Consider the following 15,816-nt stretch of genomic DNA (forward strand, 5'->3'; position numbering starts at 1 on the left):
CCGACGGGGCTGGATCTTCCAGCCCCGCCGGAGTTCGAGGCGCGGGCACGGAGCGCCCCGCCGTGACCGGGACGGGGCAGATCCGGCCCGTCCGGCGATCGAGGACCGGGTCCGGGCGGAGCCCGGGTGGGGCACGGGCACCGGCCGGCTAGGCCAACCGCTCCGCCAGGATCGCCGCATGGCTGGAGCCCGGGTCCTTGACGGCCGTCAGCAGGGTCACCGGCCCGCCCCGATCAGCCCGCGGAGGCGATCCAGCTCCGCCACCGCCTCCGGCTCCGCCAGCTCCGCCTCGTACCGCTGCCGGAAGTCACCGGCCGATCCCCCGTCGTGGAACCACTTGCGCAGCTCCGTCGACGGGGTGACCGCCTTCGGCCACTGGTCCACTGCCGCCGCCGCCTTCGCCAGGCCCCGCGGCCAGAGCCGGTCCACGAGGACCCGCAGCCCGTCCGCCTCCGGCTCCGGCGGGTCGTACACGCGCCGCAAGCGGATCTCCGGCATCACCGACCGCCTCCCAGTCCCTTGACCTCGTCCCACACCGCAGGGTCCAGCATCCCCAGCCGCGCCCGGAACTCCCACAGCGACACCTCGTCCGGCCGGTCCGCCTCCAGGAAGCTCGCCCGGCCCTGCGCCCCCACCGTCCCCGGGGGCAGCGGGATCACCCCGGCCCGCCGGTCGTCGTACTTCGCGGTGATCCACGCGACCCGCGCCCGGTGCTCCCGTACCGGGCCCACGCCCAGGACCAGGCAGGTCCGGCCGTCCGCCAGGGTCCACAGCTCACCCGCCTGCGGGTGCGGCGGCCGGCCGGGCCCGTGCGCGGGCGGGGCCCGGCGGGGGACGCCGAGGCGCCCCCCGGCGATCAGCATCACCAATGCCAGGACCACGACCGCGGCTACCGCGGGCCACCAGGACGTGTCCATGTTTCGACCGTAGCCGCGTGGGAAGGCCCCGGCACGGCAACGCCCGTGCCCACCGTCGCTCCCCCGGGTGACAGCGCAGGTGATTCCCCCCACAACGGCCTGCCGCGGAGGAGCGACCGGACGTTTCGCGCCTTACGCTCGACCCACGCACGGCCCGCATTCCGTCCACGGACCGTCCACGGAGGTTCACGCTCCATGAAGCTCACCGTCGTCGGCTGTTCGGGGTCGTTCCCGTCCGCGGAATCGGCCTGTTCGAGCTACCTCGTCGAGGCCGACGGCTTCCGGCTGCTCCTCGACATGGGCAACGGCGCCCTCGGCGATCTCCAGCGCCACTGCGGTCTCTACGACCTCGACGCGATCTTCCTGAGCCATCTGCACGCCGATCACTGCATCGACATGTGCGCGTACTTCGTCGCCCGCTTCTACCGCCACGAGGGCGGCCGTTGCGGCACCATCCCCGTCTTCGGCCCCGAGGGCACCGAGAAGCGCCTGACCGCGGCCTACGACGACGTCCCCGACGAGCGCTCGATGAGCGAGGTCTTCGACTTCCGCACCCTGAAGACCGGGACCTTCGAGATCGGCCCCTTCCAGGTCCGCACCGAGCGCGTCGCCCACCCCGTCGAGTCCTACGCCATCCGCATCGAGCACGGCGGCCGCTCGCTCACGTACTCCGGGGACACCGGCGTCTGCGCCGAGCTGGGCCAGCTCGCCGAGGGCGTCGACCTCTTCCTGTGCGAGGCCTCCTTCACGCACGGCAAGGAGGACATCCCGGACCTCCACCTCAACGGCCGCGAGGCCGGCGAGTACGCCCACGGCGGCAGCGTCGGGCGGCTCGTGCTCACCCACATCCCGCCGTGGACGGACCCCGCGCAGAACCTCGCCGACGCCCGCGCGGTCTATGACGGCCCGGTCGACCTGGCGTACGCGGGAGCGGTCTACGAGGTCTGAACGGCGCGGCGCCGGCGCGCCACCCGTACGCAGAAGCCCCCGCCCTCCCGGAAGGGAGAGCGGGGGCTTCTGCGCGTACGGGGCGTACGGGGCGTACGGCCTGCCTACTTGGCCTCGGCCTTGAGCAGCTCGGCGAGCTCCTCGTCGGACTCGCGGCCCGGGGTGGGGATGTTGAACTTGGTGATCGCGAAGCGGAAGATCACGTAGTACAGGACCGCGAAGCAGAGACCCACGATCGCGAGGCCGAGCGGATTGGTGGCCTTGCCGAGGTTCAGCAGGTAGTCGACCGCGCCGGCGGAGAAGCCGAAGCCGTCCTTCATGCCGAGGCCCCAGGTCAGCGCCATGGAGACACCGGTCAGGATCGCGTGGATCACGTACAGCACCGGCGCGATGAACATGAAGGTGAACTCGATGGGCTCGGTCACGCCGGTGACGAAGGCGGTGAGGGCGAGGGAGAACATCATGCCGCCGACGACCTTGCGGCGCTCGGGGCGGGCCGCGTGGGTGATCGCGAGGCAGGCGGCCGGGAGGGCGAACATCATGATCGGGAAGAAGCCGGTCATGAACTGGCCCGCGGTCGGGTCGCCGTGCAGGAAGCGGGCGATGTCGCCGTGGTAGTCGGTGCCGGCGTCGTTGTAGGTGCCCGCCTGGAACCACGGGAAGGAGTTGAGCAGGTGGTGCATGCCGATCGGGATGAGCGCACGGTTGGCGACACCGAAGATGCCCGCGCCGACCGCACCGGAGCCGACCAGCCACTCGCTGAAGCCGTGGATGCCGGTGCCGAGGACCGGCCAGATCAGACCGAAGACGATGCCGATGGCGAGGCCGGCGAACGAGGACAGGATCGGGACGAGGCGGCGGCCGCCGAAGAAGCCCGCCCAGTCCGGCAGCTTGGTCCGATAGAACTTCTGGTAGAGGAGGGCGACGACGATGCCCATCACCACGCCGCCGAGCACGCCGGCGTTGACCGGGGCGTCGACGTGGACGATCTTGCCCTCCACGACCTTGGCGACCTTCGGGAGGTTGCTGTCGGTGAAGGTGGCGAGCACCTTCTGGAAGACCAGGTAGCCGGCGACGGCGGCCAGCGCGGTGGAACCGTCCGACTTCTTGGCGAAGCCGATCGCGATGCCGACACAGAAGAGCAGGGCCATGTTGCCGAGGATGGCGTCGCCACCGGCGGCCATGTACCCGGCGAGCTTCTGGACGAAGTCGGGGAATGAGGCACGTGCCAGCATGTCGTCCTGGCCGAAGCGGACCAGCAGCGCGGCGGCGGGCATCACGGCGACGGGGAGCATGAGGCTCCGGCCGATGCGCTGCATGACGGCCATCACGCCAGCGCCCTTCTTCTTTTCCGCCGCGGGGGCGGTAGCCGTGGACACAACTTCCTCCAGTGGGCAAGGCGACGCCGAGGGGGAAAGACGGGGGACGGCGACGTCTCAGAAATGGGGGTACGCGGGCTCGGACAGGCCCGCGTGGTCTACACCAATCGTGGTGTAGACCAGTTGTAGCACGGTGAGGGATAGATAAGGAACCTTCGTTTTCCTGTGGTCTACGCCACACGGACCGGGCGCCGCCGGAGCCGCCCCGGCACCCCGACTTCCGGACAGGACGAAGGCCCTCGGATCCGGGATCCGAGGGCCTTCGGCGGCCGGGCCGAACGGCCCCGCACGCCACGGCGGTTACACCTTGGTGTTGTCCGCCTCCATCGCCGCGATCTCCTCGTCCGACTCCCGGCCGGGCGTCGGGATGTCGAACTTCGTGATCGCGAAACGGAAGATCACGTAGTAGACGAGCGCGAAGCACAGGCCGATCGGAATGATCAGCCAGGGCTTCGTCGCCAGGTTCCAGTTGATGACGTAGTCGATCAGGCCCGCCGAGAAGCTGAAGCCGTCCTTGACGCCCAGCCCCCACGACACCGCCATGGACACACCCGTCAGCACCGCGTGCACCGCGTACAGGGCGGGCGCGACGAAGAGGAAGGAGTACTCCAGCGGCTCGGTGATCCCGGTGACGAACGAGGTCAGCGCCACCGACAGCATCAGACCGCCGACCTCCTTGCGCCGCTGCGGTTTCGCACAGTGCGTGATCGCCAGCGCAGCCGCGGGGAGCGCGAACATCATGATCGGGAAGAAGCCGGTCAGGAACAGGCCCGCGGTCGGGTCGCCGTGCAGGAACATGTTGATGTCGCCGTGGTACGTCTTCCCGTCCGGCGCCGTGTACGACCCGAACTGGAACCAGACCGGCACGTTCAGGAACTGGTGCAGGCCGATCACCAGCAGCGCGCGGTTCGCGACGCCGAAGATGCCGCCGCCCCAGGCACCGAGCCCGCGCAGCCAGTCCGAGAAGCTCTCCAGCGCGTCCCCGACCGGCGGCCAGACCCACAGGCAGAGCGCGGCGAAGGCGATCGCGACGAAGGACATGACGATCGGGACCAGCCGCCGGCCGTTGAAGAAGCCGAGCCAGTCCACCAGCTTCACCCGGTGGTACCGCTGCCAGAAATGGGCCGCCAGCAGCCCCATGATGATGCCGCCGAAGACCCCGGGATTCTGGTACGTGTACGCCACGAAGGTGTCGTTCGGCCCCAGACAGCCGCCCCCGATGTCCTTGGTCCCCACCGGGCAGGCCTTCTGGAACGCGTGCAGCACCCCCCGGTAGACGAGGAACCCGGCCGTGGCCGCGAGGGCGGTCGAACCGTCCGCCTTCTTCGCCATGCCGATGGCGACGCCGATGCAGAAGAGGAGCGGCAGGCCTAGGTCGGGGTCGAGCAGCGCCCCGCCCGCGCCCGCCATCACCTTGGCGACGTCCGTCCACTGCAGGCCGTCCTCGCCGAAGACGTCCGGCTGCCCCAGCCGCAGCAGGATGCCCGCCGCGGGCAGTACGGCGATGGGGAGCTGAAGGCTCCGACCCATCTTCTGCAGCCCCTGGAACAGGTTGTTCCGCCAATTCGGTTGTGGCGCTGCTTTGGAGCTGCTCACGCTCATCCGCGTCCTCCCTGACCGGCCCGTTTTGGCTGCCGCAACACTTGCGGCACACTGGTGTAGACCAGTTGTGGGCAGGTTGCTGCTGATCGTCATCATTCGGCAGGGGCCGGTCATGTGCCTGCATAGATGGGCCAACCGTGCGTTACCGTGACGAAGCGGACCGTGCAGGGGGTAGCCACGTACTGGCCGCCGAGACTCGTTCTTCGAAACACTCAGGGAGAAACACATGGCCACCAAGGCTGAGAAGATCGTCGCCGGGCTCGGCGGCATCGAGAACATCGAAGAGGTCGAGGGCTGCATCACCCGCCTGCGCACCGAGGTCATCAACCCCGACCTCGTCGACGAGGCCGCCCTCAAGGCCGCCGGCGCCCACGGCGTCGTCCGGATGGGCACCGCCGTCCAGGTCGTCATCGGCACCGACGCCGACCCGATCGCCGCCGACATCGAAGACATGATGTGATCCGGACTCCCTGAGTCCGGGCCCACGGCCCGAAGCCACGACGGACCCCGTCCCGGAACCCCCGGACGGGGTCTTCGCGTTCTCGGCCACCCACTAGGCTCGGACACATGTCTCGCATCGACGGCCGTACGCCCGAACAGCTCCGCCCGGTCACCATCGAACGCGGATGGAGCAAGCACGCCGAGGGCTCCGTCCTCATCTCCTTCGGAGACACCAAGGTCTTCTGCACCGCCTCCTTCACCGAAGGCGTCCCGCGCTGGCGCAAGGGCAGCGGCGAAGGCTGGGTCACCTCCGAGTACTCGATGCTGCCGCGCTCCACCAACACCCGCGGCGACCGCGAATCCGTCCGCGGCAAGATCGGCGGCCGCACGCACGAGATCTCCCGCCTCATCGGCCGCTCGCTGCGCGCCGTCATCGACTACAAGGCCCTCGGCGAGAACACCATCGTCCTGGACTGCGACGTCCTCCAGGCCGACGGCGGCACCCGCACCGCCGCCATCACCGGCGCCTACGTCGCCCTCGCCGACGCCGTCGCCTGGGGCCAGAAGAAGAAGCTCGTCAAGGCCGGCCGCAAGCCCCTCACCGGAACCGTCGCCGCCGTCAGCGTCGGCATCGTCGACGGCGTCCCGCTCCTCGACCTCTGCTACGAGGAGGACGTGCGCGCCGAGACCGACATGAACGTGGTCTGCACCGGCGACGGCCGCTTCGTCGAGGTCCAGGGCACCGCCGAGGGCGAGCCCTTCGACCGCAAGGAACTCAACGCCCTCCTCGACCTCGCCGCCGGCGGCTGCGCGGACCTCGAGGCCATCCAGCGGGGCGCGCTCGACCTGTAACCGGCAACCGCGGGACGCCCCCCGGCGTCCCTACGGACAACGGGCGCACGGTGTCACCACCGTGCGCCCGCCCCCGTACGCCCACGTCCGCCCCTGTACACGTCCTCTCGGGAGAACCGTATGAAGCTCCGCATAGCGGCAGTAGCCGTGGCAGCCGTCCTGACCATCCCGGCCCTTTCCGCCTGTGACGCCATCTCCACGGCGATGGACTGCGCGAACACGGCGGTCGCCATCACGGACGGCGCGAACGACCTCCAGCAGGCCGTCTCCCAGGCGGGCAACAGCCCCCAGGACGCCAAGAACGCCCTCGACCAGATCGAGACGAACCTCAAGAAGATCGGCGACCAGACGGACAACGCCGACCTGGGCAAGGCCATCGACTCGATGAACACGGCCGTCAAGAACGTCCGCACCGCCATCGAGAGCGGCAACCCCACCCCCGACATCAAGCCGGTCGCCGACGCCGCGAGCGAGATCTCCAAGGTCTGCACCCCGGGATAATGAGGGCATGACCTCGACGCCCAGCAGCCTGATCCTCGCGACCCGCAACGCGGGCAAAGTCTCCGAACTGCGCGCCATCCTCGCCGACGCCGGCCTGCCCCACGGGCTGGTCGGCGCGGACGCGTACCCGGAGATCCCCGACGTCAAGGAGACCGGCGTCACCTTCGCCGAGAACGCCCTCCTCAAGGCCCACGCCCTGGCCCAGGCCACCGGCCTGCCGGCGGTCGCCGACGACTCGGGCCTGTGCGTGGACGTCCTGCACGGCGCCCCCGGCATCTTCTCCGCCCGCTGGGCCGGCCGCCACGGCGACGACAAGGCCAACCTGGACCTGCTCCTGGCCCAGCTCGGCGACATCGCCGACGAGAACCGCAGCGCCCACTTCTTCTGCGCGGCGGCCCTCGCCCTGCCGGACGGCACCGAACGCGTCGTGGAGGGCCGCCTCCTGGGCACCCTGCGCCACGCCCCCTCGGGCACGGGCGGCTTCGGCTACGACCCGATCCTCCAGCCCCTGGGCGAGTCCCGCACCTGCGCGGAACTGACCCCGGCCGAGAAGAACGCCATCTCCCACCGCGGCCAGGCCTTCCGCGCCCTGGTCCCCTTCATCCGCGCCCTCCTGACCTGACCGCCGGGTCGCCCTGGCGGGTGCCATCGGGCCGTGATCGCGCCGAAGGCCCCGTACGCGACAACTGCGTACGGGGCCTTCGGTGTGGATGTGCGGTTGGGGGGACTCGAACCCCCACGGGTTTTACCCCACTTGGACCTAAACCAAGCGTGACTGCCAATTCCACCACAACCGCAAAATATCGCCCAATTCGGACATTTGGTCCGCCTGTGCTGCACTTAGTCTAAGGGCAGGTCCGCAGCCTTGGGGCGACGGTTTCGGCACCACGTGTCGGTCAGTGAGTGGCAGTTGGGGCACAGGTAGCGGAGGTTCTCGCGTCGGTTGTCGCGCCAGTCCCCACTTATGTGATCGATCTGAAGGGTGATCGGTTGCCCTCGCCACTCCCCGGTGTTGCCGCAGTCGTCGCAGGCGTAGGGGACGCCGATCTCCTGCAGTGCCCGGTGCAGGCGGGGACGGTGAACGCGTGAGGCCCCCTCGGGGAGCACGGTCAGGGTGGTGTCTGCAAGACCCTTCTGTGGGCGTAGCGCTTGGGAGGCTGCCCAGGTACGCCGCTTGAAGTGGCTGACGTCGAGTCCGAGCCGGGTGATCAGCCGCCGAACGCGCCGGTGGTTCACATCGTTGACGAGAAGGCCGAGGGCGCGCATGACGTCTGCGTAGCTCAGCGCTGCCGGAACCGCTGCGCGCAGCGTGTCCTCGGGAATTCGGATCCGCGCGTTCCTGAAATGGGTGGTGTCTATGCCATGCGCCTTCAGCATCCTTGCGAGGGCGGCGCGGGATCGACTGTCGTCCGGCACGCCCAGGGCGCGAGCCGTGCCGCGCACGCTGTCCGCGGACGCTGCGGCTCCTGCAAGCTCCGCCCTGGTGAACGGGAGCTCGATGCCGATCCGTTGCATGCCGCGGAAATGGCTGATGTCCACACCGGCGGCGGCTATGCGGCGGACGATGTGCGACAGGGTGCCCGTAGCGGGGGGCGCGCCAAGCTTCACGGCAACCTCGCGCAGGGTGGTGGACGTCGCCGCCGCCGCGGCAATGGCCTCGTCGGGGTACTTGCGCCACGGGCTTCGTTTCGCGAAGTGGCTGGTGTCGATCCCGTAGGTGGTGACCTTCTCCTGCAGCATTCGGCGTCGCCCGCCGCTCTCCTTGAGGTTGAGGCGCCGCATGAGGTCGGCCCAGCCTCTCGATGCGGCGACCGCCGTGGTCAGGGTGTCGCAGTCGTACGGGTCACTCATGGTGTGCCCCCTCCGTATGTCCGGCCGCGTGTGCGGCTCTCGTACGGAGTAACGGGTCCGGGAGGCGGACGGTCACGGGCGGTTGCGTCCGATAAACGGAACGGCCCGCACCAGGTGGTGCGGGCCGGTTCGGCGGGGCGGGGGCGCGTCAGATGCCCAGGTCCTTGATGATCTTGGCTACGTGGCCCGTCGCCTTCACGTTGTAGAAGGCGTGCTCGACCTTGCCCTCCTCGTCCACGACCACCGTGGAGCGGATGACGCCCGTGACCGTCTTGCCGTACAGCTTCTTCTCGCCGAACGCCCCGTACGCCGTCAGCGTCTCCTTCTCCGGGTCGCCGACCAGGGTGACCTTCAGGTGCTCCTTCTCGCGGAACTTCGCCAGCTTCTCCGGCTTGTCCGGGGAGATGCCGATGACGTCGTACCCGGCCGTGGCCAGGACGTCCAGGTTGTCCGTGAAGTCGCAGGCCTGCTTCGTGCAGCCCGGCGTCAGGGCGGCCGGGTAGAAGTAGACGATGACCTTGCGGCCCTTGTGGTCGGCGAGCGAGACCTCGTTGCCGTCCGCGTCGGGCAGGGTGAAGGCGGGGGCGGTGTCGCCCGGCTGGAGTCGCTCGCTCATCTGACAGTCTCCTCGGGAGGGGATCGGTACGTCACGAGACTAAGCTGACAGACTGTTCACGGCGGACTACGCCCCCACAGATCACGACCACGACGACGGAGGCAGCGCGGTGTCGGAAGCCAGGACCCCCGCACAGATCGAGGCGGACATCGTCCGCCGCCGCGAGCAGCTCGCCGAGACGCTCGACGAGATCGGCGTGCGCATGCACCCGCAGACGATCATCGGGGACGCGCGGGCCCGGGTCGCCTCGACCGTGGACCAGACCGCGGGGCGGGCCTTCGCCACGGTGAACCGCCTCGTGACGGACGTGCGGGACGGTCTGCGTCACGAGGACGGGGCCCCCCGCCTGGAGCGCGTCGTGCCCGTCGCGCTGCTCGCGGTCGGCGTCGTCGGCCTGCTCGTGGTCTCGGCGCGCCGCAGGCGCGGATGACCCTGGGCGGTACGGGACGGGCGCGGACAGGTAGGTTCGGGGCGTGAGCGACAACACCACCCACGACAAGCTGCCCATCCGCATGCTGCACGACCGCGTGCTCGTGAAGTCCGACCTGCCCGAGGGCGAGCGGCGCTCCGGCGGCGGCATCCTGATCCCGGCGACGGCCGCCGTGGGCAAGCGGCTGGCCTGGGCCGAGGTCGTCGCGGTCGGGCAGAACGTACGGACCGTCGAGCCCGGGGACCGGGTGCTGTACGACCCCGAGGACCGTGCCGAGGTCGAGGTCCGCGGGGCGACGTACGTGCTGATGCGCGAGCGGGACCTGCACGCCGTGGCCGCGGAGCGGCTGGAGGGGTCGGAGGACTCCACCGGGCTGTACCTCTGAGCCTCAGCCTCCGAACCTTCTGAACGTCTGAACCTCTGAGCGAAGCGCACGGCAGAAGGGCTGGTGGCCGAGGTCACCGGCCCTTTTCGCCGCCTTTTGCTACGGTGGGGGAGAACCCGACGAGACGCGCCGTACCGGGTACGACAAGACGACGCACCCCGTATCGCTCGATGTCTCGGAGGTGCCGTCATGGCCTGGGTTCTTCTTCTCGTCGCCGGTCTGCTCGAAGTCGGCTGGTCGATCGGCATGAAGTTCACCGAGGGTTTCACCCGGCTGTGGCCCAGTGTGTTCACGGGTGCCGGGATCGTGGCCAGCATGGTGCTGCTGTCCTACGCCGCGAAGACCCTGCCCATCGGTACGGCGTACGGGGTGTGGGTGGGCATCGGCGCCGCCGGTGCGGCCGTGCTCGGTATGGCGGTGCTGGGTGAGCCCGTCACCGCCGCCCGGATCTTCTTCATCTGTCTGCTGCTGGTCGCCGTGGTGGGGCTGAAGGCGACCTCCGGTCACTGATCCCCCTCCCCCCGGGTGCTCCGGATGTTCTCCGGGTGCTCCGGTTATTCCAGGAACGCGGACGGCGGGCGGGGGCCTCCGACCATCCCGCCGCCGTCCCAGCCGCCCCCGCCCGTGCCCGTCCCGCCCTGGCTGCCGGCGGTGGTGTCGCCCTCGTCGCCCTGGCTGGTGCCGCCGTCGCCCTGGCCGCCCTGGGTGCGGCCTCCGGAGTCCTGGCCTCCTTGGGCCTGCCCGCCGTTGTTGCGGCCGCCGCCGTCCTGGCCCCCGTTGTCCCGGCCGCCCTGCGTGCGGCCCCCGTCGCCCTGGCCGCCGTTGTCCTGGCCGCGGGACGGCGGGGTCGGCCGCTGGGGCGGGGGCGGGGTGTCGTCGTCGCCGGGCGTCTCCTGAGGCGGTTCCGACTGCCAGGAGGGCGGCGGCGGGGGCTGCGCGGCGCCCGGCTGGAGGTCGAGTTCGAAGTCGACGGGGTCGGTGCCCTCCAGCGCGGTCTTCGTGTACGAGGCCCAGATCCGGGCCGGATAGCCGCCACCGCCGATGCGGGGCTCGCCGAGGGCCCCGTACAGCGACTCCAGGGTGCCGGTGTCCGGGTCCTGGCCCATCATCGCGACCACGGTGACCAGGTTCGGGGTGTAGGCCGCGAACCAGGCGGAACGGTCCAGCTCGCCGGTGCCGGTCTTGCCCGCGGCCGGGTGGCCGGCGGCGAGGGCCGCCGTGCCGGTGCCGTTGTCCACGACGCTGACCAGCATGGACGTGGTGGTGTCGGCGGCCTCGCGGCTGATGGCCTGGACGGGGGTGCGCTCGGGCAGGGTGATCTTGTCGTCGCCCTTCGCGATCTCCTCCAGGAAGGTGTAGGGGGTGCGGCGGCCGTGGTCGGCGAGGGTCGCGTACGCCTGGGTCATGTCAAGGACGCTGGCCTGGAGGGTGCCGAGCGCCATGGCCGGGCCGACCACGAAGTTCGGGGTGTCCTCGGGGACGCCGAGGTCGATGGCGGTCTTCTTGACCTTGGCGGTGCCGACGTCGACGGCCATCTGCGCGTACACGGCGTTCACGGAGAGGTCGGTGGCGGTGTTGACGGTGATGTCGCCGTAGGAGACCTGGCCCTCGTTCTCCGGGGCGAAGCGGATCCGGCCGCCGACGACGGGGCGCTTGTTGTCGCCGTTGTAGAGGGTGTTGGGGGTGATCCTGCGGCCGTCCTGGGTGCGGGAGCCGTTCTCGACGGCGGCCGCGAAGACGAACGGCTTGAAGGTGGAGGCGACCTGGTAGTCGTGCCGGGTCGCGTTGTTCACGTACTGCCTGGTGTAGTCGACGCCTCCGTACATGGCGACGACCTTGCCGGTGGCCGGGTCGATGGAGACCCCGCCGGCCCGGACCACCCGGTCCGCCTTGCGCGCCTCGGGATCGAGCTTGCTCAGCATCTGGTCGTCGACGGCCTCGACGAAGTCGGCCTGGCGGCGCCGGTCGATGGTGGTCCTGATGCGGTAGCCGCCCTCGGCGAGGGTCTTGTCGTCGAGGATCTCGCGGTCGAGGATGTACTCCTTGATCGCTTCGACGAGGTAGCCGCGCTGGCCGGACAGACCCGCGGCGGCCCGGACCTTGCCGGGCTCGGGGAACTGCGTGGTCGCGCGCTCGGCGGCGGGCAGCCAGCCCTTCTTGACCATGCCGTCGAGGACGTAGTTCCAGCGGGCGAGGGCGCGGGCGCGGCTCTGCGGGTGGGAGACGACGTCGAAGGCGCTGGGGGAGTTGAGCAGGGTGGCGAGGTAGGCGCCCTCGGCCGTGGTGAGGCTGCCGACGTCCTTGCCGTAGTACGCCTGGGAGGCGGCCTGGATGCCGTAGGCGTTGCGGCCGAAGTAGCTGGTGTTCAGGTAGCCCTCGAGGATGTAGGCCTTGGACTTCTCGCGACCGAGTTTGATCGCGATGAAGAACTCCTTGGCCTTGCGTTTGATCGTCTGTTCCTGGCCCAGGTAGTAGTTCTTGACGTACTGCTGGGTGATCGTCGAGCCGGACTGGGTGCCCTTGCCGGTGGCCGTGTTCCAGGCGGCGCGGACCATCGCCTTGGGGTCCACCGCCCGTTCGGAGTAGAAGTCCCGGTCTTCCGCTGCCAGTACGGCTTCCTGGACGGTCAGCGGGATCTGCGAGAGGGGCACGTTGACGCGGTTGACCTCGCCGTCGCGGGCGATCTGGGAGCCGTCGGAGTAGAGGTAGACGTTGGACTGCGCGGTCGCGGCGGCGTTGGCCGGAGGGATGTCGACCAGCAGGTAACCGGCCACGAGGCCGCCGCCGATCAGGAGGGCGAGGAGCAGTACGGCACCGAGGACCATGCGCCAGGTGGGGAGGACGCGGCGCCATCCGGTCCGCCCGCGGCGGGCCTTCCCGCCCGGTCCCGGAGGCTGTGGCCCCGGCTGCGCCTGCTGCCGGGGCGGCCGCTCGGTGCGCGGGTGCGGGGCGCCGGGCGGGGTGTCCGGGTCTCGAGGGGTCCAGCCCGCGGGTGGTGACTGGTCGCTCATCTCCAGGACTCCTCGACGCTGTTCGAAACATCCACTTCTGTACCTCATGGTGTCTACCCGATGGCCGGTGACCACCGCCCGGGACGGGGGTAAATCGGTCGCGTGGCTCGCCCCTCCGCACTAAGCTCGCGCGCTTTGGCCGACTTGGCCGACCTGGCCGACGTAGGAACGACGTGGAAAACGGAGGGGATACGGTGCGCCAGAGAGTGCGCCAGAGAGTGGGCCTCTACACGGCGGTCGCGGCCGGCGGATTCCGGCGCTACGCCACCTACGGGACGGCGACCGCGGCGGGCGTGTTCACCAACACCGTGTTCGGGTTCATCGTCGCGTTCACGTACATCGCGCTGTGGGACCAGCGCCCGGGGCTGGGCGGTTACGACCAGTCCCAGGCCCTCACCTTCGTCTGGGTGAGCCAGTCGCTGCTGGCCGCAGGGGCGTTGATCGGCGGCGGGTTCCAGGAGGAGATCCAGGAGCGGGTCCGCACGGGAGACATCGCAGTCGACCTGTACCGGCCCGCGGACCTCCAGATGTGGTGGCTCGCGGCCGACCTGGGCCGCGCCGCCTTCCAGCTGCTGGGGCGCGGGCTGGTCCCGCTCGCCGCGGGGGCGCTGGCCTTCCGGCTGGCGCTGCCCCCGGACCCGTGGCGCTGGCTGCTGTTCCTGGTCTCCGTCGGGCTCGGGCTGGTGGTCAGCTTCGCGCTGCGCTACCTGCTGGGGCTGCTGGCCTTCTGGCTGCTGGACGGGGCCGGGATCAACCTGATGGCGACCGTCGTCTCGGTCTTCTTCTCGGGGATGCTGCTGCCGCTGACCGTCTTCCCGGGAGCCTTCGGGGAGTTCGTGCGCGTACTGCCGTGGGCGGCGATGCTCCAGGTGCCGCTGGACGTGCTGCTGGGCGAGCACGCGGGGGCCGGGGCCGCGGCCGGCGCGCTGGGCTTCCAGGCCGGCTGGGTCCTCGTACTGCTGGGCATCGGGCGGCTGTTGCAGTCGGCGGCGACGCGGAAGGTGGTGGTCCAGGGTGGCTGAGACGGCCGAGGCGGTAATGGAGCGGGAGTTCGCCGACCTGGAGGTGCCCCGGGCGCGCGGCCGGGTCCGGGAGGGGCTGCGCGGCTACGGCCTGATCGTGGCCATGTGGATCCGGTCGACGATGACGTACCGGACGTCCTTCGCCCTGTCCACGCTGGGGAACGCGGCGATCACGCTGCTGGACTTCGTCGCGATCTACATCATGTTCACGCACGTGGACGCCCTCGGCGGCTTCACGCTGCCCGAGGTCGCGCTGCTGTACGGGTCCTGCTCGGCGTCCCTGGGGCTGGCGGACCTGCTGCTGGGGAACACCGACCGGATCGGCGCCCGGGTCCGCGACGGTTCGCTCGACACCATGCTGGTGCGGCCGGTCCCGCTGCTCGCGCAGGTCGCGGCCGATCGCTTCGCGCTGCGCCGGCTGGGCCGGATCGCGCAGGGGCTGGGGCTGCTGGGCTGGGCGCTCTGGTCGCTGGAGGTGGACTGGACGGCGGGGAAGGTGCTGCTGGTGCCCGTGATGGTGCTGGCGGGTGCGGCGATCTTCGCGGCGGTGATGGTGGCCGGGGCGGCCTTCCAGTTCGTCGCCGGGGACGCGGCGGAGGTGCAGAACTCCTTCACCTACGGCGGCTGCACGATGCTGCAGTACCCGCCGACGATCTTCGCGACGGAGCTGCTGCGCGCGGTGACCTTCATCGTCCCGCTGGCCTTCGTCAACTGGCTGCCCGCGCTGTACGTGCTGGGGCGGCCCGATCCGCTGGGGCTGCCGGGGTGGGCCGCGTTCCTGAGCCCGCTGGTGGCCTTCGCGGTGTTCGTGCCCGCGTCGCTGGCCTGGCGCGCGGGAGTCCGTTCGTACCGGAGCACGGGGAGCTGAGCCGTGGTGGATGATGCGCTGATCTCGCTGGACGGGGTCGAGAAGGTCTTTGACGTACGGCGCCGGGTGGGCCTGATGCGCCGGGAGAAACGCCAGGTCAGGGCGGTGGACGGGATCAGCTTCGCGGTCGCGCGGGGTGAGATGGTCGGCTACATCGGGCCCAACGGGGCCGGGAAGTCCACCACGATCAAGATGCTGACCGGGATCCTCACCCCGAGCGGCGGCCGGCTGCGGGTGGCGGGCATCGACCCGGCGCGGGAGCGGGTGCGTCTCGCGCAGAGGATCGGTGTGGTCTTCGGACAGCGCACCACGCTGTGGTGGGACCTGCCGCTGAAGGACTCGTACGGGCTGATGCGGCGGATGTACCGGGTGCCGAGGGCGCGGTTCGAGGAGAACCTGGAGCGGTGCGTGGACCGCCTGGACCTGGGTGAGCTGCTCGACGTGCCGGTACGCCAGCTGTCGCTCGGGCAGCGGATGCGCGGGGACATCGCGGCGGCGCTGCTGCACGATCCGGACGTGCTGTACCTGGACGAGCCGACGATCGGGCTCGACGTGGTGAGCAAGGCGAAGGTACGGGGCTTCCTGCGGCAGTTGAACGAGGAGCGCGGCACGACGGTGCTGCTGACCACGCACGACCTCCAGGACATCGAGCAGCTCTGCGAGCGGGTGATGGTGATCGACCACGGGCGGCTGATGTACGACGGGGCGCTGGGCGGGCTGCACGCGGCGGGGTCGGTGGGGGAGAGCGAGCGGACGCTGGTGGTGGACCTGGAGCGGGAGCTGGGGCCGATCAGCGTGCCGGGGGCGCGGGTGGTGAAGGTGGAGGGCCCCCGGCAGTGGCTGGCGTTCCCGGCGGGTGCGTCGGCCGCGCCGCTGGTGTCGGCGGTGGCTGCGGAGTACCCGCTGGTGGACCTGTCGGTGCGGGAGCCGGACATCGAGGACGTGATCGCGCGGATGTACGCGGGGCGGGGCTGACGGCCGGGGCCGGTCCTC

16 protein-coding genes, 1 tRNA gene, 2 pseudogenes and 1 riboswitch are annotated in these 15,816 nt (G+C 70.5%); of the genes and pseudogenes, 11 read left to right on the forward strand and 8 right to left on the reverse strand.

Features of this window, described 5'->3' with window-relative positions:
- Positions 1-148: 148 nt before the first annotated feature.
- Positions 149-498: pseudogene (locus OHA91_RS23720) on the reverse strand (DUF488 domain-containing protein).
- Complete coding sequence (locus tag OHA91_RS23725; RefSeq protein WP_031152350.1) at positions 498-917, reverse strand: hypothetical protein; 420 nt, start codon at positions 915-917, stop codon at positions 498-500. Before OHA91_RS23725 ends, OHA91_RS23720 begins: the two are co-directional and overlap by 1 nt.
- A gap of 195 nt (positions 918-1,112) precedes the next feature.
- On the opposite strand from OHA91_RS23725, the gene OHA91_RS23730 reads away from it, so the two are divergent.
- On the forward strand, positions 1,113-1,865 hold the full coding sequence (locus tag OHA91_RS23730; RefSeq protein ID WP_328739969.1) for an MBL fold metallo-hydrolase: 753 nt from the start codon (positions 1,113-1,115) through the stop codon (positions 1,863-1,865).
- A 104-nt stretch (positions 1,866-1,969) separates the two neighbouring features.
- Here the strand turns inward: OHA91_RS23730 and OHA91_RS23735 are convergent, their stop codons facing one another.
- Together OHA91_RS23735 and OHA91_RS23740 are read right to left on the reverse strand one after the other, a co-directional pair.
- Complete coding sequence (locus OHA91_RS23735; RefSeq protein ID WP_209441511.1) at positions 1,970-3,193, reverse strand: PTS transporter subunit EIIC; 1,224 nt, start codon at positions 3,191-3,193, stop codon at positions 1,970-1,972.
- A 351-nt stretch (positions 3,194-3,544) separates the two neighbouring features.
- Positions 3,545-4,846 carry a PTS transporter subunit EIIC gene (locus OHA91_RS23740; protein ID WP_031152342.1) on the reverse strand — a complete coding sequence of 434 codons (1,302 nt, stop codon included), beginning with the start codon at positions 4,844-4,846 and terminating at the stop codon, positions 3,545-3,547.
- 217 nt (positions 4,847-5,063) lie between these two features.
- Between OHA91_RS23740 and OHA91_RS23745 the strand changes: the two are divergent.
- The 4 genes and pseudogenes from OHA91_RS23745 to rdgB form a co-directional block, all read left to right on the forward strand.
- Positions 5,064-5,306: pseudogene (locus OHA91_RS23745) on the forward strand (glucose PTS transporter subunit EIIB); the annotation flags it as partial.
- A gap of 107 nt (positions 5,307-5,413) precedes the next feature.
- Positions 5,414-6,139 carry a ribonuclease PH gene (rph, locus tag OHA91_RS23750; RefSeq protein ID WP_031152339.1) on the forward strand — a complete coding sequence of 242 codons (726 nt, stop codon included), beginning with the start codon at positions 5,414-5,416 and terminating at the stop codon, positions 6,137-6,139.
- 120 nt (positions 6,140-6,259) lie between these two features.
- Positions 6,260-6,640, forward strand: a complete 381-nt coding sequence (locus tag OHA91_RS23755; RefSeq protein WP_031152336.1) for a hypothetical protein — start codon at positions 6,260-6,262, stop codon at positions 6,638-6,640.
- 7 nt (positions 6,641-6,647) lie between these two features.
- Positions 6,648-7,262: an RdgB/HAM1 family non-canonical purine NTP pyrophosphatase gene (gene rdgB, locus OHA91_RS23760; RefSeq protein WP_031152334.1), complete on the forward strand. Its 615-nt coding sequence runs from the start codon at positions 6,648-6,650 to the stop codon at positions 7,260-7,262.
- Between the two features lie 91 nt (positions 7,263-7,353).
- Here rdgB and OHA91_RS23765 read toward each other — a convergent pair.
- The 3 genes from OHA91_RS23765 to bcp all read right to left on the reverse strand — a co-directional run bounded on the left by OHA91_RS23765 (position 7,354) and on the right by bcp (position 9,107).
- A tRNA-Leu gene (locus tag OHA91_RS23765) sits at positions 7,354-7,437 on the reverse strand.
- A gap of 43 nt (positions 7,438-7,480) precedes the next feature.
- Complete coding sequence (locus tag OHA91_RS23770; protein ID WP_328739970.1) at positions 7,481-8,491, reverse strand: HNH endonuclease; 1,011 nt, start codon at positions 8,489-8,491, stop codon at positions 7,481-7,483.
- Positions 8,492-8,639: 148 nt separating this feature from the next.
- A complete protein-coding gene (gene bcp / locus OHA91_RS23775) occupies positions 8,640-9,107 on the reverse strand; it encodes a thioredoxin-dependent thiol peroxidase (protein ID WP_328739971.1) in 468 nt (155 codons plus the stop codon).
- Between the two features lie 109 nt (positions 9,108-9,216).
- On the opposite strand from bcp, the gene OHA91_RS23780 reads away from it, so the two are divergent.
- The 3 genes from OHA91_RS23780 to OHA91_RS23790 all read left to right on the forward strand — a co-directional run bounded on the left by OHA91_RS23780 (position 9,217) and on the right by OHA91_RS23790 (position 10,432).
- Positions 9,217-9,537 carry a DUF3618 domain-containing protein gene (locus OHA91_RS23780; RefSeq protein ID WP_031152327.1) on the forward strand — a complete coding sequence of 107 codons (321 nt, stop codon included), beginning with the start codon at positions 9,217-9,219 and terminating at the stop codon, positions 9,535-9,537.
- 43 nt (positions 9,538-9,580) lie between these two features.
- Positions 9,581-9,922, forward strand: a complete 342-nt coding sequence (locus tag OHA91_RS23785) for a GroES family chaperonin (protein ID WP_031152325.1) — start codon at positions 9,581-9,583, stop codon at positions 9,920-9,922.
- An 88-nt stretch (positions 9,923-10,010) separates the two neighbouring features.
- A riboswitch (guanidine-III (ykkC-III) riboswitch) is annotated at positions 10,011-10,080 on the forward strand.
- A 31-nt stretch (positions 10,081-10,111) separates the two neighbouring features.
- Positions 10,112-10,432, forward strand: a complete 321-nt coding sequence (locus OHA91_RS23790) for a DMT family transporter (RefSeq protein WP_030158619.1) — start codon at positions 10,112-10,114, stop codon at positions 10,430-10,432.
- Between the two features lie 44 nt (positions 10,433-10,476).
- Here OHA91_RS23790 and OHA91_RS23795 read toward each other — a convergent pair whose 3' ends face one another.
- Entirely contained in the window at positions 10,477-12,933 is a 2,457-nt protein-coding gene (locus OHA91_RS23795) for a transglycosylase domain-containing protein (protein ID WP_107064729.1), read from the reverse strand.
- A 218-nt stretch (positions 12,934-13,151) separates the two neighbouring features.
- Here OHA91_RS23795 and OHA91_RS23800 point away from each other — a divergent pair, with 218 nt between their 5' ends.
- From OHA91_RS23800 to OHA91_RS23810, 3 genes are read left to right on the forward strand one after another with little or no spacing between them, the layout of a single operon-like run.
- Positions 13,152-13,955: an ABC transporter permease gene (locus OHA91_RS23800; protein WP_031152321.1), complete on the forward strand. Its 804-nt coding sequence runs from the start codon at positions 13,152-13,154 to the stop codon at positions 13,953-13,955.
- Positions 13,956-13,971: 16 nt separating this feature from the next.
- On the forward strand, positions 13,972-14,823 hold the full coding sequence (locus OHA91_RS23805; protein WP_051893254.1) for an ABC transporter permease: 852 nt from the start codon (positions 13,972-13,974) through the stop codon (positions 14,821-14,823).
- A gap of 6 nt (positions 14,824-14,829) precedes the next feature.
- Positions 14,830-15,798, forward strand: a complete 969-nt coding sequence (locus OHA91_RS23810; protein WP_031152316.1) for an ABC transporter ATP-binding protein — start codon at positions 14,830-14,832, stop codon at positions 15,796-15,798.
- Positions 15,799-15,816: the final 18 nt, after the last annotated feature.

The sequence above is a fragment of the Streptomyces erythrochromogenes genome (genome assembly GCF_036170895.1).
Classification (GTDB): Bacteria; Actinomycetota; Actinomycetes; order Streptomycetales; family Streptomycetaceae; genus Streptomyces; species Streptomyces erythrochromogenes.